Source organism: Chrysiogenes arsenatis DSM 11915, assembly GCF_000469585.1.
GTDB classification, from domain to species: domain Bacteria; phylum Chrysiogenota; class Chrysiogenetes; order Chrysiogenales; family Chrysiogenaceae; genus Chrysiogenes; species Chrysiogenes arsenatis.
The window spans coordinates 336,139-356,911 of record NZ_KI273144.1 but is presented as its reverse complement, the minus strand read 5'-3'; the positions used below and the strand labels follow the sequence as shown (position 1 = coordinate 356,911).

Annotated in this window: 29 protein-coding genes; 28 read left to right on the top strand and 1 reads right to left on the bottom strand. The window is 58.9% G+C overall.

The window, feature by feature from the left end; genetic code table 11:
• Positions 1-2: 2 nt before the first annotated feature.
• From P304_RS15665 to P304_RS17140, 20 genes are all read left to right on the top strand, one after another.
• Positions 3-347: a hypothetical protein gene (locus P304_RS15665; RefSeq protein WP_051321685.1), complete on the top strand. Its 345-nt coding sequence runs from the start codon at positions 3-5 to the stop codon at positions 345-347.
• Positions 344-589: a hypothetical protein gene (locus P304_RS0112895; protein ID WP_027390874.1), complete on the top strand. Its 246-nt coding sequence runs from the start codon at positions 344-346 to the stop codon at positions 587-589. The genes P304_RS15665 and P304_RS0112895 overlap by 4 nt, the downstream gene beginning before the upstream one ends.
• Positions 589-1,086: a DUF1804 family protein gene (locus P304_RS0112890; protein WP_027390873.1), complete on the top strand. Its 498-nt coding sequence runs from the start codon at positions 589-591 to the stop codon at positions 1,084-1,086. The genes P304_RS0112895 and P304_RS0112890 overlap by 1 nt, the downstream gene beginning before the upstream one ends.
• A complete protein-coding gene (locus tag P304_RS17145; protein ID WP_027390872.1) occupies positions 1,067-2,623 on the top strand; it encodes a hypothetical protein in 1,557 nt (518 codons plus the stop codon). Before P304_RS0112890 ends, P304_RS17145 begins: the two co-directional genes overlap by 20 nt.
• A complete protein-coding gene (locus P304_RS0112880) occupies positions 2,616-4,163 on the top strand; it encodes a DUF935 domain-containing protein (protein ID WP_034765493.1) in 1,548 nt (515 codons plus the stop codon). The genes P304_RS17145 and P304_RS0112880 overlap by 8 nt, the downstream gene beginning before the upstream one ends.
• Complete coding sequence (locus P304_RS0112875; RefSeq protein ID WP_084417726.1) at positions 4,153-5,406, top strand: phage minor head protein; 1,254 nt, start codon at positions 4,153-4,155, stop codon at positions 5,404-5,406. The genes P304_RS0112880 and P304_RS0112875 overlap by 11 nt, the downstream gene beginning before the upstream one ends.
• Positions 5,407-5,618: 212 nt before the next feature.
• Positions 5,619-6,473, top strand: a complete 855-nt coding sequence (locus tag P304_RS15660; protein ID WP_051321684.1) for a hypothetical protein — start codon at positions 5,619-5,621, stop codon at positions 6,471-6,473.
• 19 nt (positions 6,474-6,492) lie between these two features.
• Positions 6,493-7,113 carry a hypothetical protein gene (locus P304_RS0112865; RefSeq protein WP_160165074.1) on the top strand — a complete coding sequence of 207 codons (621 nt, stop codon included), beginning with the start codon at positions 6,493-6,495 and terminating at the stop codon, positions 7,111-7,113.
• A 25-nt stretch (positions 7,114-7,138) separates the two neighbouring features.
• Positions 7,139-8,119: a major capsid protein gene (locus P304_RS0112860; protein WP_027390868.1), complete on the top strand. Its 981-nt coding sequence runs from the start codon at positions 7,139-7,141 to the stop codon at positions 8,117-8,119.
• Between the two features lie 3 nt (positions 8,120-8,122).
• Positions 8,123-8,533 carry a gp436 family protein gene (locus P304_RS15655; protein WP_051321683.1) on the top strand — a complete coding sequence of 137 codons (411 nt, stop codon included), beginning with the start codon at positions 8,123-8,125 and terminating at the stop codon, positions 8,531-8,533.
• Positions 8,533-8,910 (top strand): hypothetical protein, encoded by a 378-nt coding sequence (locus tag P304_RS0112850; RefSeq protein WP_027390867.1) that lies wholly within the window; start codon positions 8,533-8,535, stop codon positions 8,908-8,910. Before P304_RS15655 ends, P304_RS0112850 begins: the two co-directional genes overlap by 1 nt.
• Positions 8,907-9,371: a phage virion morphogenesis protein gene (locus P304_RS15650; RefSeq protein WP_051321682.1), complete on the top strand. Its 465-nt coding sequence runs from the start codon at positions 8,907-8,909 to the stop codon at positions 9,369-9,371. Before P304_RS0112850 ends, P304_RS15650 begins: the two co-directional genes overlap by 4 nt.
• Positions 9,368-9,925 carry a hypothetical protein gene (locus P304_RS0112840; RefSeq protein ID WP_034765491.1) on the top strand — a complete coding sequence of 186 codons (558 nt, stop codon included), beginning with the start codon at positions 9,368-9,370 and terminating at the stop codon, positions 9,923-9,925. The genes P304_RS15650 and P304_RS0112840 overlap by 4 nt, the downstream gene beginning before the upstream one ends.
• Positions 9,926-9,936: 11 nt before the next feature.
• Positions 9,937-10,497 carry a phage baseplate assembly protein V gene (locus tag P304_RS16420; RefSeq protein WP_051321681.1) on the top strand — a complete coding sequence of 187 codons (561 nt, stop codon included), beginning with the start codon at positions 9,937-9,939 and terminating at the stop codon, positions 10,495-10,497.
• Positions 10,497-10,712 carry a hypothetical protein gene (locus P304_RS0112830; RefSeq protein WP_027390865.1) on the top strand — a complete coding sequence of 72 codons (216 nt, stop codon included), beginning with the start codon at positions 10,497-10,499 and terminating at the stop codon, positions 10,710-10,712. The genes P304_RS16420 and P304_RS0112830 overlap by 1 nt, the downstream gene beginning before the upstream one ends.
• A gap of 10 nt (positions 10,713-10,722) precedes the next feature.
• Positions 10,723-10,923 (top strand): hypothetical protein, encoded by a 201-nt coding sequence (locus tag P304_RS0112825; protein ID WP_027390864.1) that lies wholly within the window; start codon positions 10,723-10,725, stop codon positions 10,921-10,923.
• 3 nt (positions 10,924-10,926) lie between these two features.
• Positions 10,927-12,129, top strand: a complete 1,203-nt coding sequence (locus tag P304_RS0112820; protein ID WP_027390863.1) for a phage tail sheath subtilisin-like domain-containing protein — start codon at positions 10,927-10,929, stop codon at positions 12,127-12,129.
• A gap of 11 nt (positions 12,130-12,140) precedes the next feature.
• A complete protein-coding gene (locus tag P304_RS0112815; protein WP_027390862.1) occupies positions 12,141-12,644 on the top strand; it encodes a phage major tail tube protein in 504 nt (167 codons plus the stop codon).
• Between the two features lie 10 nt (positions 12,645-12,654).
• Positions 12,655-12,891, top strand: coding sequence for a phage tail assembly protein (locus P304_RS0112810; RefSeq protein ID WP_027390861.1), 237 nt, complete (start codon positions 12,655-12,657; stop codon positions 12,889-12,891).
• A complete protein-coding gene (locus P304_RS17140) occupies positions 12,888-13,022 on the top strand; it encodes a GpE family phage tail protein (protein WP_160165073.1) in 135 nt (44 codons plus the stop codon). The genes P304_RS0112810 and P304_RS17140 overlap by 4 nt, the downstream gene beginning before the upstream one ends.
• Here the strand turns inward: P304_RS17140 and P304_RS0112805 are convergent.
• On the bottom strand, positions 13,019-13,231 hold the full coding sequence (locus tag P304_RS0112805) for a hypothetical protein (RefSeq protein ID WP_027390860.1): 213 nt from the start codon (positions 13,229-13,231) through the stop codon (positions 13,019-13,021). The two genes, P304_RS17140 and P304_RS0112805, sit on opposite strands and share 4 nt — an antisense overlap.
• On the opposite strand from P304_RS0112805, the gene P304_RS16415 reads away from it, so the two are divergent.
• The 8 genes from P304_RS16415 to P304_RS16405 are packed head-to-tail and all read left to right on the top strand — an operon-like array spanning position 13,189 to position 20,768.
• The gene (locus P304_RS16415; protein ID WP_084417724.1) at positions 13,189-16,116 is read left to right on the top strand and encodes a phage tail tape measure protein; all 2,928 of its coding nucleotides are present in this window, start codon (positions 13,189-13,191) and stop codon (positions 16,114-16,116) included. The genes P304_RS0112805 and P304_RS16415 overlap by 43 nt on opposite strands.
• Positions 16,109-16,501 carry a phage tail protein gene (locus P304_RS0112795; RefSeq protein ID WP_027390859.1) on the top strand — a complete coding sequence of 131 codons (393 nt, stop codon included), beginning with the start codon at positions 16,109-16,111 and terminating at the stop codon, positions 16,499-16,501. Before P304_RS16415 ends, P304_RS0112795 begins: the two co-directional genes overlap by 8 nt.
• Entirely contained in the window at positions 16,498-16,704 is a 207-nt protein-coding gene (locus tag P304_RS0112790; protein WP_027390858.1) for a tail protein X, read from the top strand. The genes P304_RS0112795 and P304_RS0112790 overlap by 4 nt, the downstream gene beginning before the upstream one ends.
• Positions 16,695-17,690 (top strand): contractile injection system protein, VgrG/Pvc8 family, encoded by a 996-nt coding sequence (locus P304_RS15635; protein WP_084417723.1) that lies wholly within the window; start codon positions 16,695-16,697, stop codon positions 17,688-17,690. Before P304_RS0112790 ends, P304_RS15635 begins: the two co-directional genes overlap by 10 nt.
• Complete coding sequence (locus P304_RS0112780) at positions 17,687-18,022, top strand: GPW/gp25 family protein (RefSeq protein ID WP_027390857.1); 336 nt, start codon at positions 17,687-17,689, stop codon at positions 18,020-18,022. The genes P304_RS15635 and P304_RS0112780 overlap by 4 nt, the downstream gene beginning before the upstream one ends.
• A complete protein-coding gene (locus P304_RS0112775; protein WP_051321679.1) occupies positions 18,019-18,912 on the top strand; it encodes a baseplate J/gp47 family protein in 894 nt (297 codons plus the stop codon). Before P304_RS0112780 ends, P304_RS0112775 begins: the two co-directional genes overlap by 4 nt.
• Positions 18,902-20,398, top strand: coding sequence for a phage tail protein I (locus P304_RS16410; RefSeq protein ID WP_051321678.1), 1,497 nt, complete (start codon positions 18,902-18,904; stop codon positions 20,396-20,398). Before P304_RS0112775 ends, P304_RS16410 begins: the two co-directional genes overlap by 11 nt.
• Positions 20,391-20,768, top strand: coding sequence for a hypothetical protein (locus tag P304_RS16405; RefSeq protein ID WP_051321677.1), 378 nt, complete (start codon positions 20,391-20,393; stop codon positions 20,766-20,768). The genes P304_RS16410 and P304_RS16405 overlap by 8 nt, the downstream gene beginning before the upstream one ends.
• The last annotated feature ends 5 nt before the right edge of the window (positions 20,769-20,773 follow it).

Below are 20,773 nucleotides of genomic sequence, written 5' to 3'. Positions count from 1 at the left end.
GCATGTTGGAGGGAATTCCGCTGGCGTTCGTGTCGCTGACGGTCAGTACGCTGGGCTTGCCCGGCATGGCGGTGGTGTTCTGGTATGTCGATCAGCGCCGCACGGAGCGGATGCTAGCTGAGCACAAGGCGCAGCTTGATAACGTCCTCAAGGTCTACCGCGCAGATATGGATCGGGTGACACGCTACTACGAAGACAACGTCTCGCTCGTCAAGGGGTACGAGCGACTGGCAGAAGATCTATCGGGGGTGATCACCCTCTCTACACGGACACTGGAAGCCATGGTGCAGAAGATAGAACACAATCAGTGGTGCCCGGCTGCCCGGGAAGGAGTGGGGAAACGATGAGTATAGAACGTGCCGCTATGCGCGGCAGATTGGCAGAAGCCAAGGATCGTCAGCAGCGCTTAATGTTGCGAATAGAAGGGCATTGCGGCGCTATCCGCAGTGGGCTCAATACCGCGCTGACTCCGGTGGCAGATCTGGAGATCCCCAGACTCGCCACATTCATGGACGATCTGGTGCAGCACTGGGGCGAGTTACAGGCCGTGCGCGGCGAGATTGCCAGACTGGAAAAGGAGCTGTTCTGATGGCGGAAAAAGGGGCAAAGGGGAAGCTCTACGACGTCGCTTTCCGTATGTACACCGCCGACGGCAAAAGCCTAACAGAGATTGCCGATGCGCTGGGGGTTTCGCGCCAGAGCGTGGCGGCGTGGAAGGCGGAAACCAGACGCGGCAGCGAAGAGCACGACGACTGGGATCGGGCGCGGCAGCAAAAGCGCACTAATGTGCAGCGGCTGCGCGACCTGTTTGAACGCGAACTCACAGCACTGGAAACCAGCCAAGCGGGCAGCCTGAGTGCGGGGAGCCTCGATGCCATTACCAAGCTCGGCACACTGGTGCAGCGTTGGGAGCAGGCGGGAGCCGCTCCTGCCTACGACCGTCCCCGGGTCTTTCTGGAAAACCTGCAATTTATTATCGGCTGGTTGCGCGAGCACGATCCCGCGGGACTGGCAGTACTGGCGGAGAGTTTTGATCCACTGACAACGGCATTTAAGGAGCAAGGACATGGCAGCAGTAATGCGTAAACGCCCCCGCATGAGCGAGGGGCAGTATGACAAACAGGTTGCCGAACTGCGCGGGTTCATCAAAGAGAGCGTCAGCCCCTTTGAGTGCGACACCCCCGCTAAGAAGCGGGAGCGCATTGCCAGCGCGCGTCACGACAAGTTGTTTTTCATGCAGACCTATCTGCCGCACTACTTCACCACAGAGTTTGGCGACTTCCATCACGAGTGGGCAGAAATAGCCGAATTGCGCGACCAGTTTGCCGTCGTTGGGGCTCCCCGCGAACACGCCAAGTCGACGTTCTTTACCTTTGGCGATCCGCTCCACGCCATCTGTTATGGGCTGTGCCGCTTTGCCATGCTCATCAGCGACACGCACGAACAGGCGCAAGGGTTCACCGTCGCGCTCAAGTTGGAGCTAGAAGAAAACGTCCGCCTGCGCCACGACTTTGGCGACCTTACTACGAAGCACTGGAGCGACGACGACTTTAAAACATCCAATGGGATCTGGGTGCTGGCACGGGGACGGCGCGACAAGGTGCGCGGTCTCAAGAACGGCCCACACCGCCCCGACTACGTCCGTTTCGACGACATGGAAAACGATGACAACGTAGAAAACCCGCGCCTCGTAAAAAAGCTGATTAGCTGGATTCGCGGCTCAGTGCTGGGATCGCTGGGCAAGGGGTATCGCGCATTACTAGTAGGGAACCTCTTTCACCCTCGCAGTGCTATTTCACAAATGATTGCCCTGACAGACGAAGAGACGAACGAGCCGCTGTACTTCTCTAAAGTGTACGACGCCATTCAAGACGAAGGCACCCCGCAGGAGCGGCCACTTTGGCCTGCTAACTGGCCGATGGAACGGCTCATGAAGAAGAAGCGCGACATGGGCACCTTCGACTTTAACCGCGAAATGCGCAACCGCGTGGCGGTGGCCGACAGTCCGTTCCCCGAAGAACAGGCACAGTATTACGAGCGTGCCCGCATCATCCGCTCGCCGCTCATTGTGGCAACGGCGGTCGACCCGTCGGCACGAGCAGGGGAAAACAACGACTACCGCGCGGTAGTGACGTGGGGGCTCGACCCAGAACAGATGGCGTTCTACTGCCTCCATGCATGGCTCAAGAAAAAAAGCATCAGCGAAATGTTCGCTGCCGCCTACGCGCAGCAGGAAACCTACGGCAGCGCTGTGGCGTATATCGAAGAAAACATGCTCAAGGATTTCCTGCACGAAGCGATGCAGACCTTCGCCAAAAGCGTCGGGCGCTACTTGCCTTGGCAGGCGGTGCACCATAACACCAACAAAGAGGGGCGGATTGTAGGGACGTGTTCGTACCTGTGGGAGTACGGCAAGCTGCGCTTTGAGCGTGGGCATAGCGACCAAGACAAACTGCGCGAGCAGTTTATTTACCTGCTCACGCCGTCGGTGAATGACGACGGCCCTGATGCTTCGCAAATGGCCATCGCAGGATTACAGACCCATCAGGGGAACGGTTCGGATGGCATCCATTCTGCCGTGCCACGGCAGGCACGCACCATGCTACGGGGGTTTTATGAGTAAGGGTCTCTGGATCACACCGCACGAATTTATAGAATTTCGCGAAAGCTCTGAGCGCCAAGCGCTGGGGCAGGAGATAGCCAGCCGCAGCACGGCGTGGGACTTTAGTGCCTTTATTGGCCTACTACCCGACCCTGACCCGGTACTGCTGGCGCGGGGCGATAGTCCTCGCGTGCTGGAAGGGTTGATGGCCGATGCCCACGTCACCAGCGTGGTGCAGACCAGAAAGCTGGGGACACTGCGCCGCGACTTTCGCTGGCGTGCGGGGAGTCTGCATAACGAAGAGCCCTCCCCCGCTGCCGAAAAACTGCGCCGCGATCTGGTGGAAGACCTTGAGCGGATCGACCTGTACCACCTTGTCAGCGAGATCCTTGACGCCCCGTACTACGGCTACACCCCGATTGAAATTCTGTGGCGTGCCGCAGGGGGGCGGATGCGCATTGATAATCTGGTGGCAAAACCACGCCGCTGGTTTGGCTTTGACGATACTGGCGCGCCGCGCTTTATCAGCGCAAACGACCCAACAGGTGAGTTGTTGCCGTTTGGCAAGTTCGTGTTTGCGCGCCACTTTCCCACGTATGACAACCCCTACGGTCTGCGACTGCTTTCCCGCTGTTTCTGGCCGGTGACGTTTAAGCGCGGTGGCATGAGCTTCTGGGTCACGTTTGTAGAAAAGTACGGCATGCCCTTTTTGTTCGGCACCTACCCCAAAGGAACCAGCCCTGTCGAGCAGCAGGCACTGTTGCGGCGCCTCGCCAGTATGGTGCAGGACGCCGTAGCGGTGGGGCCAGAAGGCTCCCGCGTAGAGATTCAGGGCGGCGGCGGCAGCAGCGGCAGCAGTGGTGGTGGTGGTGAAACGTACGCCAAACTGCTGGCAACGATGGATGCCGAGATCTCCAAGGCTCTTATGGGGCAGACGCTGACGGCGGAGACGTCGCAGCGGGGTGGTGCGTATAGCCAAAGTAAGACCCACGAGGCGGTGCTGGAAGTGTACCGCGAGGGGGACGAGCAGATGGTAAAGACGGCCATGGAAGAGATTGCGTGGCTCTACGGGCAGATCAATGCCCCCGACGTGCCGACCCCCAGCTTTGTGTGGTGGGAGGACGAAGACCCGCAGCAGGCGTTCGCTGAGCGCGATAAAAGTTTATCTGAAAGCGGGCGGCTGCGCTTTACCAAGCCGTACTATATGCGCCGGTATGGGTTGCAGGAGGGGGATTTTGAACTGGTTGATCCGGTGTCAAACGACCCAGCAGCGCGTGAATTTGCCGAACCGAGTACCCGTTTTACGCCGGAGCAAGAGGCGCTGGAAACGTTGATTGACGTGGCCACGCGTGAGGCTGCTGTCGCTGTGCAGGTCACCGAGGAGCAACTGGTACGCATTGTGTTGGAGTCGGATTCGTACGAGCAGGCCATGGAAAAGGTTCTGGCACTCTGGCCGACGCTTGATGGTACGGCTATTGCCGAGCAGATGGAGCAGGTGCTTTTGGCTGCTGATTTGTTAGGGCGCTGGAGTGCGCAGGCGGAGGCGAGTGATGGCAATTAAGGTCACCCCTGTCCCCCCTAAAGAGGCCATAGCTTTCTGGAAGGAGAAGGTGCTGCTTGGTCCGGGCGAGTACCGCAAGCTCTCTGATGAGGCGAAACTTAAAGCCTTTGCTGTGAGCGGTATTGCTAAAGGGGCGGAGTTAGAAACGGTGTATAGCGCCATCAATAAGGCGCTCACCGAAGGAATCGCCTTCCGTGATTTTCAAACGCAGTGCCGCGAGATATTCCAGCGGCGCGGCTGGGATATCAAAGCGCCGTGGCGCATGGAGACGATCTTTCGCAACAATGTGCAGGATGCCTACAACGTTGGGCGCTACCGGCAAATGAGCCGTGTCACCACTGCCCGCCCGTACTGGATGTACAGCGCCGTCAACGATGGCCGTACTCGCCTGCACCACCGCGCGATGCACGGCAAGGTGTTCCCGCATGATCATCCGTTCTGGGATACGTGGTATCCCAAAAACGGCCATCGCTGCCGCTGTTCGGTGATCTCGCTGTCCGAGCAACAGGTAAAAGCGCGGGGGCTGAAAGTCGAAACTGCCGACCCCACGGGCAAGATGTTTGAACCTATCGACCCACGCACGGGGGTGCGTCACCCTGCACGGCTGCTGCTGCCAGATTCAGGCTTTGCGTACCATTCAGGCAAGGTGGCAGGCGGGATAGATACGCAACCTCAGCAGTTCACTACACAGAAAAACCTCAAGGGGCCAGCCGATTTTGGCAGGCGGGCACTGGGTAATGTGCGGCCTCAGGAGATGGCACTGGCGCCGCAGGGCTTCCTCCCGTCCGGGCAGAGCGACGCGCAGTATCGGGCGGAGTTTCTTAAACGCTATGGCGAGTCAGGCACGGTGGTGCGCGATGCACTGGGCGATCCGGTACGGATTGGGCTGCGCGCTTTTCTGATCAACAAATCCAAGGGCGATGTGGCTGGCAATTACAAGTTTACCAAGTCCGGTCATGGCGTGGTGATCCCGGTGCTGGAGCAGATGCTCACGCAGCCCTACGAGATATGGCTTACCCCGCAGATTAACGACGACAATGGCCGTGTGCGCCTTAGTAAGCGCTATGTGAGCCTCTGGAAGACTCCTGAAAAGCAGCGTATCGCTGGTCTGGTAGTGATGGAGGTGATGGGTGGGGAGCTGGTTGGAGTGTCCGCCTTTACCCCGATGCGGGAGGGTGAGCCGGATCTGGAATATGTCGAGCGGCAACGCAAGGGGGTGCTGGTGTACCCCAAAAAGAAATGACCGAGGTGGTCACCCCTCGGTCGGCTCCGGCCTGTCTGGCAGGGTGACCCCCCCGACCGGAACTCTGGTCGGAAATGTAGGCAGCCTGTCGGCGAATGTCAAGGGCGTCAAAATTGCCCCTAAATCGCGCGTTTTAATAAAAACGCCCTGAGATACCTGAAAAGGGAAAATCGGGGCAAGAAACGGCAAATAGGCCGCAAAAAATAGGAGGTATGTCGGTGAAAGGATGGGAGGAGATTTTTCGGACGGGCGTGCACATCGATTCTGCTGGTCGCGGGCGGGAGTTTACCACCGCTGATCTGGATCGAATAGTGAGCAGCTACGACCCTACGCAGCACGAAGCGCCGGTGGTGGTTGGCCACCCCAAGGACAACGCTCCGGCCTATGGCTGGGTGGAATCATTGCAGCGTGCGGGCGAGGTGCTGCTGGCAAAGTTTCACCAGGTGGCACCGGAGTTTGTGGAGATGGTGCAGGCGGGGCGGTTTAAGAAGCGCTCTATTTCGCTCTATCCCGACGGCACTCTGCGGCATGTGGGTTTTTTAGGGGCACAGCCTCCAGCGGTAAAGGGGCTGCGTGATATCGCCTTTGGCGATGATGATCAGGCGTTGAGTTTCGAGTTTGTTGAAAACCATACCAAGGGGGATCAGATGACAGTTGAGCAGTTACAAAAGCAGCTAGCCGACGAGCAGGCGGCACGGGCGAAGGCGGAAAAAACAGCGTCGGACGCTCTGGCCAAGGCTGAGCGCGCTACCAACGATTTTGCTGAAGCAAAAAAGCAGGCACAGCGACAGGCGATTGTGGATTGTGTGGAGAGCGGTGTGCGCGATGGCAAGCTGTTGCCAGCGTGGAAAGAGAAGGGGCTGGTGGACTTTATGGTGGCCTTAGAAAATCAGGGCGGCGAGTACCAGTTCAGCGAAGGGAGCAAGCAAAGCCCCGCGCAGTGGTTTAAGGGGTTCTTGTCTGAGTTCACGGCACACCCGCTGTTTCGCGAGTTCACTCAGGCGCAGCAGAACAATGCTACGGGTGGTCAAACCAGTTTTGATCCATCGCTGACGAGTCATGTGTAGGAACAACCAATAACCGGCCATGGCGGCCAAAGGAGTTGAAACGATGATCAATGGAAAAGTGGGCGTTTTCGGGCGCAATGATGAACGGGCTGGGGCTCACGGTCATGGGCCAGTGCTGCTCAGTGGAGCGCTGCAGACTGATAGTGGTCTCTTTCCAGTAGGGCTGCTGCTCAGTCGCTTGGCTGATGGGGTGCTGGCACCGCTGGCAGTGGTAGTCGATGCGGTGATTGCCACGGGGAATGGCTCCACGAAGGCCTACAGCACGACGCTAGGGACGGCACCTATCGAACCGGGGACGGTCAGTATCAGTGATGGGGTGGAGAGTTTTCATGATGATGGACATGGTCGATTGATTGGCGATGCTGGCGGCAGTGGGGTGATTGACTACGGTACGGCCACGCTGGCGATGGAGTTTGCCGCGAATGTCGTGAGCGCCACGGAGGTGCTGGCAGACTACACCACGGCGATTGACGGGGTGCTCGACGATCTGGCCGACACCGCCATGGTCAGTGCGGCCAACTACATTGTCCACGGTACGGTACGCCGCGAGGTGTTGAAGGTGGGAGTTGCCTCCCCGGTCGCACCATCCGCGGCGCTGCTGATGCGCCTCCAGAAACGCGGCATTTACGCCGTCGGTTAAGAACGAAAGGTAAGGAGAGAGAACTATGTTGGATATTCGTGGACTGTTTATTGTTTCGTCGATTGCAAGCTATCTCAAAAGTCTACCGGTACTAAAGACGCCGGTAATGGATACGATTTTTTCCCACCGTCCGCAGCACCCACTCGCCATGATCGGCGCGGATATGCTGGTGCCTGTGGTGCATGCCCTGCCAATGGTGCGCCGTGGTGCGCCGTCGATTCCGGCGACCAGCGAATCGGGTGTCACTGCGTTTTATGAGCCGTTTCCTGTGCGTCCCAATACGCAGGTGAGTGGTGTTGATCTCAACAACCTCAAGCTGCTGGGACAGTCGGGTCGTGAGCAGTGGGCAACACAGCGTACCGATATGCTGCGCCGTGTGGTGCGGGCAACAACGGAAGCGCTCTGCGCCCAGAGCTTGAGCGGCAAGATTCAGTGGCCGGTTGCGCTTGAGGGGGGTGGTTTTGAAGTGTACGAGGTGGACTTTGGCGCGGTGCTGAGTGTGACTCCGGCCAAGTTATGGGATGCCGAAGGGGCCAAAATCAAGGATGTGTTCGACACGCTAACAGCGATGGAAGAGAAGATTCAGGAGCATGGCTACGGTGGCACGGTTGAAATCTGGGCGGGTAAATCGGCGTACGGGGCGCTCTTTGCGCTGGCTGAGGAGCATAAATCAACGGCCAAGGTACGCGTTGAGATTACCGACCAAGGGATCAATATCGGCGGCTATCTAATCAAGCGGCGCAGCGAGCTGTACCGCAATCCCCAGACCAAGGCCACGACGGCGGTGGTGGGTGCCACGGAATTGAAGATGATTGCCACCGATGCGGGGCACTTTGCACCGTACTGTGCACTGGATGATCTGGATGGCAATCTGCAACCAATGCCGATGCTGGTGAAGCCGATAAAGACCGACGACCCGAGTGGGTACAAGCTGATTGCCGAAGCGAAGCCGTTCCCGATCCCGAACGTGCGGGGCATCTGCCGCGCGACTGTGGTAGCGAGCTAAGTCATGTACGCCACGGTAGCTGATATCAGTGCGCAGTATGGCGAGGATCTGCTCTACAGCTTAGCACGTGATCCTGAAGACCCGCAGTTGCTGGATGAGCCGCGCATTGTGCGCAATCTGGAAGCAGCAGCGGCGGAGATAGACGGCTACTTGACGGCGCGCAATCTGCTCCCGATCAAGCAACCCTATCCCCCACTGCTGCGGCGGCTCAATGTCGATATTGCGGTGCAGCTACTGAGTGGAGACCGTAAGACTGACGAGCGTGACGACCGTTACAAGGCGGCGGTACGGATTCTGGAAGCGATTGCGGCGGGGCGGATGTCGCTCGGGATTGCGGCGGCGGATGAGCCTGCGCAGCGTGCAGAGTTTCAGGTGGCCACGCCTCCAAAGCGCTTTGACTTGCGGGGGTTCTGATGTTGGCATTGTTTCGCCCTCACATCATGACATGCCGCGTTGCCGCGCCGCGCGGTGTGATGCGCTGGTTTATGGAACTGCGCGGATTCACGGGCTTTGCGTCGTGCTGGGGGACGATCTATCTGATGGAGTCACTGACGGGTGAAGAGCGGACGATGGTGCTGCGCCACGAGATTGCCCATATGGAGCAGATGGCACGCGAAGGGCGCTTGATCATGATGACTCGCTATAGCTACCAGCTGGTGCGCGTTGGCTACCGGCAAAACCCTTACGAAAAAGCAGCACGGCTGCGTGAGTTTGTTTGGCATTACGCGGAACGGGCACTGCTGGCCGGTCGCACGACGCTGATCTTTCCCAACGTGGAGGAGTATTCATGAGTGGGGTCGCGCTGCATGTTGATCTGGAAGGGCTGGAGCAGTTGCAGCGGACGCTCAATCGGCTCTCGCTACTCGCTACCAGTGGCGAACTGCGCGGGCTGTTTGAAGAGATTGGCGAGTCGGGAGTTGCTACGGCACGGCTGGCTTTTCACGATCAGCGGGCTCCGGGTGGCCAGCCCTGGAAGGTTTCACAGCGTGCTGAGGCTGAGATGGGCGACACGCTGCGGTTGTCAAATGTGCTGATGAATTCCATTGACTGGGATGCGAATGCACAGCAGGCGACGATTGGGGTATACGGCGGCACCAATGTGGCCTATGGCGCGATCCACCAACTGGGTGGCCGTGCTGGTCGCGGGCGCAAGGTGAAGATTCCGGCGCGTCCGTTTCTGCCAGTGAGCGTGGCAGAGTTTGATGACCTAGAAGGGACGGTCAGAGACTGGATGGAAAGGGTTTTAGCATGAGTGAGATACCGTCAATTGATCTGCTGCGACGCACGATAGTGGCCGATGTGGCCACCCGCTTGCCCCATTTGCGCGAATGTCGTCCCCATCCGGGACGCTTTGACCTGGCGGAGTTGCGGCGCCTGTCGGCGACGACTCCGTCAGTGTTGGTGGCAACGCTGGGAATGGTCGCGGCGGAAGAGCTATCGACGGGCGAGCGCGGACTGGAACTCGCGATGGCAGCCTTTGTGGTGACAAGTGATCAGCGGCAGCTTTTAAAGGATGTGGCGGCACTGAACATTGTCGAAGCGCTGGCGTTGCACCTGCCGTTTCAGCGCTGGGGGTTGCCGTGGGCATTTCCGGCCACGGCGGTGCAGGCAGAAAACTTTTACTCGGGCGATGTGGATCGCGCGGCGGTGGCATTCTGGGCGGTGAGCTGGCGGCAGAAGGTGCGGCTCGGGACTCGCTGGGACGATGGCCCGGACGGGGTATTGCCGACGTCGCTCTATGTTGGCTTTACGCCAGAGATTGGCATTCCGCACGAGGATGACTACTGGCAGATCGGGGTGGAGTAATGGAGATACCGATGGATTTTCGGGTAGCAGAGCTGGAGCGGCGACTGGATAACCTGATCCGCTACGGCACGATTGCGCAGGCTGACTATGCGTTACACCGCGTGCGGGTGCAAAGCGGTGAACTACTGACGGGGTGGATTCCGTGGCTCACCCGCCGCGCATCGCTGGATAACGAGTGGTGGGCGCCGGAAGTCGGCGAGCAGGTGATTTTACTCTCGCCGTGTGGTGATCCGGCACAGGCGGTCGCACTTCCGGCTATCTATCAGGCGGCACACCCGGGCAGCCAGAACCGTCCGACGGTACACCGTATTGACTATGGCGATGGTGGTTTTATGGAATACGACCGCGCTGCTGGCAGGTGGCATGTCAACACCACGGGCGACCTGAAGTTTGACGTTGCTGGCCAGGCCGACATTACGGTGCAAGGGAAAGCGACGCTGATTGCCAAGGGGACGGTCGATATCGATGGTGGTTCGGGTGCTCTTAAAGGGGCGGTGCAGGGTGAATGCCTGTGCGCCTTTACGGGGAAACCGCACCCCCACATCTCACCGACCGTGCGGGAGAGTTTCTGATGCCATTGACCAAAGAGAGTATGGCGAATTTTGTCGAATTACGGCTGGCTGCGGTTTCAGCGCACCAGAGTTCTGACGGCGGCGCGGTGATGAATTACCGCAGGCAGGTGTTGGAGGCGTTTTGCCAGGGGATCATTGATGAGATTACGGCGAATGCGGTGGTGGAAACCACGTCGGGAGCGCCGGATAGTGAACATACGGGAAAAGTCTATTAGGAGGTTTTGTATGCCGAGTGCACCAATGCAGTGTATTGCGACCAGACCACTGGCGCTGCCGGACGGCAGTATTGTGGCGGAGGGTCAGGTGGTGAGTTTGAGTCCCAGACAGGCGAAGTATTGGCTGTTAGCAGGGAAAGTTCGTCCGGCGGGTCAGGCCGCCAAACCGCAGGGGGGCAAAGAAAAGCCCGCTGCAAGCGCAAAGGAGTAGGCCATGTCGAGTTTTTTGCACGGGGTTGAGATTGTTGAAATTGATTCGGGGCCTCGTCCGATCCAGACGGTGCGCTCCAGTGTGATCGGTCTGGTAGGGACGGCGCCGGATGCTGATCCGGTGAAGTTCCCTTTAAACACGCCGGTGTTGATTGCGGGGAGTCGCATAGAGGCGGCTGCTCTTGATACGGTTGGGGATCGTGCGGGGACGTTGCCTGATGCGATGGATGGCATTCTTGATCAGGCGGGTGCGGTAGTGGTCGTGATCCGCGTGGAAGAGGGACTGACACTAGCCGCCACGATGACGAATGTGATCGGCGGTGTGGATGTGGGGACGGGTGCCTACACGGGAGTGCAGGCTCTTCTCGCAGCAGAGAGTGTGTTGGGGTTTGCGCCGCGTATTTTGTGCGCACCGGGCTTTACTGGTTTCCGCCCTGAGGATCCGCTGACGCCGGGGAGTTATCTGGTAAACCCAGTAGTGGCCGAGCTGCTTGGCATTGCCGACCGTCTGCGTGCGGTGATTATTGCTGATGGCCCGGATACGAACGATGCTGATGCGATTGCCTATGCAGGTGATTTTGGGTCGCGCCGTGTGTATCTGGTGGATCCGGGGGTAAAGGTGTTTGCGGATGGCGAGGTGGTGATTGAGCCTTGCTCGGCGCGTGTTGCGGGGATGATTGCTAAGAGTGACGCGGAGCGCGGGTTCTGGTGGTCGCCATCGAACCGCGAGATGTACGGCATTATCGGCACCACGCGGCCAGTGGACTTTACGCTCGGCGACGCTAATGCCCGTGCCAATTTGCTCAACGAAAAGGATGTGGCGACGATCATCCGGCAAGGGGGCTACCGTCTATGGGGGAACCGTACTCTTTCCATGGATCCAAAGTGGGCGTTCCTTTCGGTCGTCCGCACGGCGGATATGATCAATGAATCGCTGCTGCGGGCACATATGTGGGCCGTCGACCGCAATATCACGAAGACCTATCTGGAAGATGTTGTTGAGGGGGTCAATAACTATTTGAGTCACTTAACGGTGATCGGCGCGATTCTTGGCGGGAAGTGCTGGGTGGATAGCGAGCTGAATACGCCGTCGAATTTGGCAGCGGGCAAGGTGTTTTTTGATTTTGACTTCACTCCTCCTGCCCCCGCTGAGCATGTGACGTTCCGTAGCCGGATGGTGGATGATTACTTTGAGCAGGTGCTCTAGGAGGTTTCTCTATGTTGGATCATATTTTACGCAACTTTAGTCTGTTTATTGATGGGCGCGGGTATGCGGGCAATGTCGATGAGCTGACTCCGCCAAAGTTGACGATGAAGACGGAGGAGTTTCGCGGCGGTGGAATGGATGCTCCGGTGGATATTGAGTTTGGGATGGAGAAGCTGGAGTGCGAATTCACGTTGTCAAAATACGATAAGGACGTGCTTAAGCAGTTTGGGTTGGCGCCGGGGACAACGACGCCACTCACGATGCGTGGGTCGGTGGAGAGCGAGGATGGCGATAAGCAGCCGGTAGTGATCAATCTGGTGGGGAAAGTCCGCGAGATCGATCAAGGGAACTGGAAGGCGGGCGAGAAGGCGACGCTCAAAGTGATGGTGTCGGTACGTGCCTATAAATACACCCACAGCGGCGAAGTCATTCACGATATCGATATTCTGGCGATGCGCCGGATTATTGGCGGGGTAGATCAGATGGCGGCGACGCGCGCTAATATCGGACTGTAGGGGAGGGGTTATGCAAATCAACTTAAAGCATCCGATTACGGTGGATGGGGCTGAGGTGAAGGTGTTGACGATGCGCGCTCCCCGTGTGCGTGACGAGCTGGCGGCGGCGAAGTCGTCAAAGATGCAAGAAGAGCGCGATGTGCGGCTCTTGGCGAACTTGTGCGAGGTGACTCCGGAAACGATTGAGGAGCTGCATATCGTCGACTTTAAGCAGTTGCAAGAGGGGTATCGCGATTTTTTAGTGTGAGTCCGGCGGCGCTGCGGCAGGCGGTGTTGTCGCTCAGTAGTTATACCCGTTGGAGTTATAGCGATTTAATGGAGATGGAGCTGGGGGAGTTGTTCGAATGGTTGGAAGCGGTGCGGCAGGCGCGCCGCTAACGCCACCACCCAGCAAGGGTGCGCACGATGGCACGCACGGCGGGGTAGAGAAATAGGGCGGCAATGAGTCCGGCAAAGGTGTAGTGCAGCCAGGTGGCACTGGGGACGTTGAGTTCATGAAAGAGCCAATAGAGTAGAGCGGCGGTGAAAAGGAGGGCAATGCGCGATGAGTAAGAGTTTAACGCTGGGTGTTGTGATTGGCGCGACATTAGGTTCCTCCTTTTCGGCGGCGATGAACGGCGCGAACCGTTCACTGGCAACGATTGGCGAGACAACGGAAAAGTTAAGTCAAACACGTCTTGAAATCAAGGAGTTCCGTCAACTGTCCAAGGATGCCGAAGCGAATAGTGGCCGTCTGATGGTGTTGGGGCAGTCGCTGAAGCGGGCGGGTGTGGATGTGAGTAATCTGGATCGCGAGAGCCAGCGGCTGAACTCCACGCTGATGAATCTGAAAAAGCAGTCGCGTATCCGTATTGAGATTGACGCGAACAAGCAGGCGCTCGATGAGGCGAAGTCAGGGTTGATGGGGGTGGCAGCGTCGCTCTATTCCATCGGCAAGCTGGTGTCGGCGCGGGGCGAAATCATGAAGGCGCAAGGGGAAATTGCGTCGCTGGGGATCGATGAAGCAGGGATTGCCAGTATCACCAGTGTTGGGACGGCGTTTTCCAGCACATGGGCAGGGACGAATACGGCTGATTTTGTCCGTGCTAGTTACGATGTGAAGAGTGGTATTGTCACGCTGGGCGATGTGGCTGTGGGTGAATTTACCCGTATTGCGGCACTGACGGCGGCGGCGACAAAGAGCACGACGTCGGAAATGACTACGCTGTTCGCCAAGGGATACGGTATTTACCGCAATCAGTTTGATGGGTTTGGGCAGCAGGTAGTCGCGGGATGGAACTCGCTCTCTGATGAAGAGCGCGATATTGAATTTGGTAAGTATTTTTCAGCGGGGATCTCAGCCAGTGTGCAGTCCTTCCGGACGGATGGGGCGCAGATGAGCCAAGCGCTGGGGGCGCTGGGAGCGACAGCCACCACGGCTGGGGCGAGTTTTGCAGATCAATTGTCGGTGTTAGGGGCACTGCAACGGACGATGGGCGGGTCGGAAGCGGCCACAAAGTACCGTTCGTTCCTGGCGAATGCCTCGAAGGCGGGCAATACGCTGGGGCTGGACTTTGTTGATGGCGCCACGGGGATGTTGCGCAGTGTGCCGGAGATTCTGGATCAGATCCATGCGTCGTATGGCGGGGTGATTGATCAGTCGGCAAAAGACGAGCTGCGCGCGGCCTTTGGCGACCAAGAAGCGTTAGCGCTGGTAGATTTGCTGGTTTCTCAGCGCGAGGCGCTGCGGAGTGGAGCACAAGAGATCAATACGGCGCTCTCTGGTGGTTTAGATAAGACGGAAGCGATGGCTAAGGCGATGCAACGTGGTCGCGGCTTCGAGCTTTTAGGGCAGCAGATTGGCAATTTATCGGCAGCGGTGGGCACGACGCTGTACCCGACGGCGGAGTTATTGGCGGGTGTGGTTGGGAAGGTGGCGACTGGTCTGCAATGGCTGGGCGAGCGCTTTCCGGTGGTCACAGGGACGACGGTAGGTTTGACGGTCGGATTTATTGGCGTGCTGGCAGCGGCCAAAGCGCTGACGGTCGGGGTGCTGTTTTTAAAAGGTGGCTGGCTAGGTTTGCAGGCGGCATATTTTGCCACGCTGGCGGCATCGCCGAAGGTGGCTCTGGCGCTCACAAGTGTGAGCAGGGCGCTCCATCTTTCGACGATTTCCACGTGGGCATTGGCGGGTGCACAGAAGGTATGGGCGCTCGGTTCGGTGATGGTCGTTTCGGCCACGCGCGCGGTATCGCTCGGGTTTCGGGCTATGAGTGTTGCAATTATGAGCAATCCGCTGGGATTGGCGATTGCGGGTATTGCGGTGGCGGCGGGGTTGGTGATTGCCTACTGGGAGCCAATTAAAGGGTTTTTTGCCGGGCTGTGGGGTTCGGTAAAGTCGCTCTTTGCTGATGGGGTGTCGTTTTTAATGTCGGTCTGGGAAAAGAGTCCGCTGGGGATGTTGTTTACGGCTGGCGAAAAGTTAGCGGGTTTTGTGGGCGGTCTGTTTGGCAGAAAATCCAGTGAAGGGTCGCCACAAGAGGAGGAAGCTGCCACGAAGCCGCAACGCGGCGGGCTGGTGCGCACGGCACAGGCTGTAGCAGTGGGAGCCACGCTGGTCGCAAGTCCGGTGGCGGCTACTGAAGTAGCACTGCCACCGCTTATGCCAGTCACGCAAGAGGCGGCACCGACAGCTATGCCGAAGATGTCCGGCAGGGCGGTGTATTCACCGGAGCTTTCCGGTCTGCCTGCGGTCAGCGATGTGTCTGGCAGGGCGGTGTATTCACCGGAGCTTTCCGGCCTTCCTGCGGTCAGCGATGTGTCCGGCAGGGCGGTGTATTCACCGGAGCTTTCCGGCCTTCCTGCGGTCAGCGATGTATCCGGCAGGGCGGTGTATTCACCGGAGCTTTCCGGCCTTCCTGCGGTCAGCGATGTGTCCGGCAGGGCGGTGTATTCACCGGAGCTTTCCGGTCTGCCTGCGGTCAGCGATGTGTCCGGCAGGGCGGTGTATTCACCGGAGCTTTCCGGCCTTCCTGCGGTCAGCGATGTATCCGGCAGGGCGGTGTATTCGCCGGAGCTTTCCGGTCTGCCTGCGGTCAGCGATGTGTCTGGCAGGGCGGTGTATTCACCGGAGCTTTCCGGCCTTCCTGCGGTCAGCGATGTGTCCGGCAGGGCGGTGTATTCACCGGAGCTTTCCGGCCTTCCTGCGGTCAGCGATGTATCCGGCAGGGCGGTGTATTCACCGGAGCTTGCTGGTCTGCCTGCTCCAGTGTTGTCTTCTCTTTCTCCCGCTCCCGCTCCCGCTCCCGCTCCTGCTGCGGCTGCTCCTGTGACGTCGAGTGCGACCACAATCAATAATAATCAACGCTATGAAATTAAAATCGAAGTTGCGTCCGGCGCCGATGCGCAGGCGATTGCGCGCGAGGTGGAGCGGGTGCTCCGCGAGCGTGATGCGGCGGCTGGGGCGCGCTCCAGAGGGCGGCTATATGATTGACACAATGATGGCATTGGGGGTGTTTCGATTTGCGCTCGATACGGCGGCATATCAGCAGTTGGTGCGGAGTGCGCAGTATCGTTGGGGCTCTCAGGAGCGCCTCGGTCGACGTCCGGCACGGCAGTTTCTTGGGCAAGGGGAGGAGTCGGTAAAGCTGTCCGGCATAATTTATCCGCATTTTGCAGGCGGGGTGCGGCAACTGGAGCGGATGCGTGATTTGGCGGGAGCAGGTAAGCCGCTGCTGTTGGTTGATGGTCGCGGCATGGTGTGGGGGTTGTGGTGCATTGAACAGATCGAGGAGACCCGCAGCGAGTTCTTGGCGAATGGCGATCCGCAAAAAGTGGAGTTTGTGTTGTCGTTGGGGCACTACGGGGAGGATGTATGAGTCAACTGTACCGCACGAGTGATGGCGATATGCTTGATTGGATTTGCTATCAGCACTACGGGCGGACGGCTGGTGCGGTGGAAGCGGTCTTGGTCGCGAATCCGGGGTTGTCGGCACGTGGCCCGGTACTGAGTGCTGGGGTACTACTGGTGTTGCCGGTATTGCCTCCGCAGGAAAATACGGTGGTGCGCTTATGGGATTAGTGCGAGTGCGTCCTGATTTTCGCATCATGGCTGATGCAGCTGATGTGACGGCGCAGATTCGTGATCGGCTGTTATCGCTGGTGGTGACGGATGCGGCGGGCATGGAAAGCGATACGGTGGAGATTGCGCTGGATGATCGTGATGGGATGATCGAGCTGCCTCGTACTGGAGCTACATTGTCGGTGGCAATGGGTTATGTGGATGAGGGTGTGATGTCGATGGGGCGGTTTGTGGTCGATGAGGTTGCCCTGTCTAGCCCACCGCAGACACTGACGATCCGCGCTCGGGCGGCTGATTTGCGGCAGGGACTAAAGCGGCCACGGACGCGTCCGTGGGAGGGGAAGAGTATTGGCGATATGGTGGCACAGATTGCGGGTGAGCATGGATATACACCCAAAGTAGCTGATGCGCTGGCGTCGGAAGTGATTCCGCATATTGATCAGGTGGATGAGTCGGATTTGAATTTTCTGACACGGTTAGCGAGGGATCGGGGGGCGATCTGTAAGGGTGCTGAGGGGTTGCTGTTGTTTGTGCCGCCAGGCGAAGCTAAAAGCGCCAGCGGTCGTGATTTGCCGGTAGTAGCAGCCACGCGGCAGATGGTGACAAGTTGGGAGGTGACACTGGCGGAGCGCGGGAAATATCCGGCAGTGTCGGCACGGTGGTTTGATGTGGTTTCTGCTACTGAACAGGTTGTCCATGTGGGCACAGGGGAGCCGGTGCACATGATCAGGCGCCGCTATCCTGATCAGGGGGCTGCGCAGAGTGCGGCCAGTGCGCAGCTTTCTACGTTTATGCGTGGTCTGGCGACGTTGCGGCTGCGGATGGTGGGTAGGCCGGATTTATTGGCGGAATCTCGGTTGATGCTCTCTGGTATTCGTGCTGGTGTTGATGGTGCGTGGAGTGTGTCGCGGGTGGTGCATCGGCTGGATAGTGGCGGGTATACGTGCGAGGTGGAGGCTGAATCTCCAAAAGAGGAGGCGGTATGAAGGGGATGAGTGCCGGTGATGGTTCACTGCTGAGTGGTCGAGAGCATTTATACCAGAGTGTGCGCGATATTTTGACGACGCCGCTGGGGAGTCGGGTGATGCGACGTGAGTATGGGTCGCGGCTGTTTGAGTTGGTGGATCGTCCGCTGAGTCCCGCGCTTTTAGTGGATATGTACACGGCTACGGCAGAAGCGCTCATGCACTGGGAGTCGCGCTTGAAAGTAGAGAGTGTGCGGGCTGAGCGGGTGGCGTCAGGAAGGGTAGAGTTGATGTTGACGGGACGCTATCGCCCGACGGGTGAAGCGGTGAAGCTGGAAGGGATAGTGCTATGAACATGGAGATTGACCTTTCGCGTCTCGGGCAGCCACAGGTGGTGGAGTCGCTCGATTTCGAGGTGATTCTGGGGCAGATGCTGGATGATCTGCGTTCGCGGATGCCGGAGTTTACGGCGCTAACGGAGTCTGATCCGGCGATGAAAATTTTAGAGGTGGCGGCGTTTCGCGAGCTGCTCCTGCGGCAGCGGATCAATGATGCAGCCAGAGCGGTAATGCTCGCCTATGCGGGTGGGAATGATTTGGATCAGCTGGCGGCTATTTTCGGGGTGCAGCGTTTAGTGCTCGATCCGGGAGATCCAGCGGCGATCCCGCCCCGCTTGCCGGTGCTAGAGGATGATGAGCGGTTGCGTCGTCGGGTGCAGATGGCTCCGGAGGGGTGGTCGACAGCGGGCAGTGCGGGGGCATACCGTTTTCATGCGCTCTCAGCGTCGCCGCTCGTTAAGGATGTGGCGGTGTGGAGTCCCGCGCCGGGGGTGGTGCGGGTCGCGCTGCTTTCGTCGGTGGGCGATGGCACGGCTGATGCCACGTTGCTGGAAATGGTTGATGCAGTGCTATCGGCGGATACGGTGCGTCCGCTTTGCGACACAGTGGAAGTGGTCTCGGCCATACTGGTGCCGTTTGTGCTCGATGCGGGGCTGGTTGTCTGGCCGGGGCCGGATGAAGGGGTGGTGCGCGCCGAAGCGCTGAGTGCTGTGCAGCTCTATATATATGAACAGCATGTGTTTGGTGGTGCGGTGACGTTGTCGGGGTTGTATGCGGCATTGCACCGTCCGGGTGTGCAGCGTGTGGTGCTGCGCGCGCCGCTGGCTGATGTCGCTGGGCAACTGGGTGAGGTGCCGTGGTGCGCAGCGCTTTCGGTCGTAGTGGATGGGCGTTATGGCGCCTGATTTATTACCTCCGAGTGCCTCGCCAGCAGAACGGGCACTGGCTCAGGTTATGGCACGGTTATCTGATGTGCCGTTGCCGGTGGGGACGTTGTGGGAACCGTGGTCGGCGCCAGCGTCGGTGTTGCCGTGGTTGGCGTGGGCATTTTCGGTGGACGATTGGGATCACGAATGGTCAGACGACCGCAAGCGTGAAGTGATTGCTGAGAGTGTCCGCTTGCACCAACACAAGGGGTCGGTGTGGTCAGTCAAACGCGCAGTAGAGCTAATCGGTGCGGATGGCGGGGTGGAGATTTTGGAGATGGCCAGGCAGCGGCAGTTGTTTGGTGAGCTAGGCCCTACCCGTTTATCGGCTGGGGTGAAGCTGGATGGTTCATGGCTGGTGCGGCCCTTGGAGTGGTATGTGCTGCTGCCGCAGGTGCAGCATTGGGCGGAGTTTATTGTGCGGATTGATTTGGCGGCGGTGCGGCAGCCGGGGTTCTTCGCGCTGCTGCGTCAGGTGGTGGCACGCTGGGCACCGGTGCGCTCATGGCCGCTATGGGTCTATTGGTTGGCGCTCCGTTTTGTGGTGTTGTGGCAAGTGTCGTCGTCGGGATTTTTGCAAAAGGTTTCTGGTGCCCGTTTTGACTGGCCGGGTCGCGTGGTTGCTGAGGGTTCTGGCGGGTTTGCGCTGGGTCGAGATGGTGCTGTGGTACAGCTTGGGTTGCCGCTGGGGTCGTTTCGGCTAGGTGAGGTGCGCGGGGCGCTGAGTAGTTGGCGCTTGCGTTCGTGGCGGATTGCAAGTGCTGCGCAGATGAGTTCCAGCGTCACGGTGTGGCCGTTTCCGGTGCGCCGCCTGCAAGCAGGTCGACTCTTAAATGGTGGCTGGAGGCTGGGCAAGCGAGAGTTTGATGCGACGTCTGCGGCATGGTGGCAGAAGTGGTGCCAGTTGCCTGTGGCTGTGTCGCCGTCGGTTTCGTTTTTTCAGCGGTTTTTACTGCGCTATCCGGCAACGCCGGAGCGGCTGTCGCGTCCGGTAGTGTTGGGCGGTCAGCGTCGGTTGGATGGTGCCTGGCAGGTGGGTGGGTCGATGTGGCCACGGCGGCTGGGATCATTTGGTCTGCACCGCGATCACCCGCTCCCGGCGGCTTCGTCGGCGGATATGAGTTCGAGTGTGGTGGCACTGGCTCCAGCACGGCAGCGGCTTGGGATTGCGATGGCTACAAAGCTGGCGGCGGCACGCCGTAAGTTGGATGGGTCGTGGTTTTTGGGTGCGCGCTGGAAGTTGGGGCGGTTTGCGCTTGCGGGGCAGCGTTTGCGCTCTATGAGTTTTCTGGTTGCTCCGGTGTTGGGTTCGTTTGCGCTGGCACGTGAAGGGGCACAGATGGCGGCAATCTCGCCGCGTCCGGGTTTTGCGGGGTATCCGCGCCTTGATGGTCAGTGGCGGGTTGGTGGCGCTGGGATGCCGCTCTTTAAAATGGTGATTACGAAGGAGGTTATATATGGCTGAAGCGATTACGGTGAATGGATTTCGGTCGCGTTTAGCGGCATGCGTGGCAGGTGGCCCGGCACTGCCGCCGGTGGCATTTATGGCGTTTGGTGATGGGGGACACAATGCGGATTTAACGCCCAAGGCTCCTAGTGCGGCGGCGACGGCGCTGAATCATGAGGTGCTGCGTAAGCCGCTGGCGCTGATTTCTCTGAATGGGTATGAGGTGGAAGGAAAGGGGGTCGTAGAAAAGGCGGAGCTGATTGGCGTGCGTATTTCCGAGGCGGCGCTGCTGGATGCGCAGGGGAATGTGGTGGGGCTGAAGTTTTTTGCACCAAAGGTGAAAGAAGGGGATGAGCGTTATGAGATCAGTATTGTTGTGCGGTTTTAAGCGAC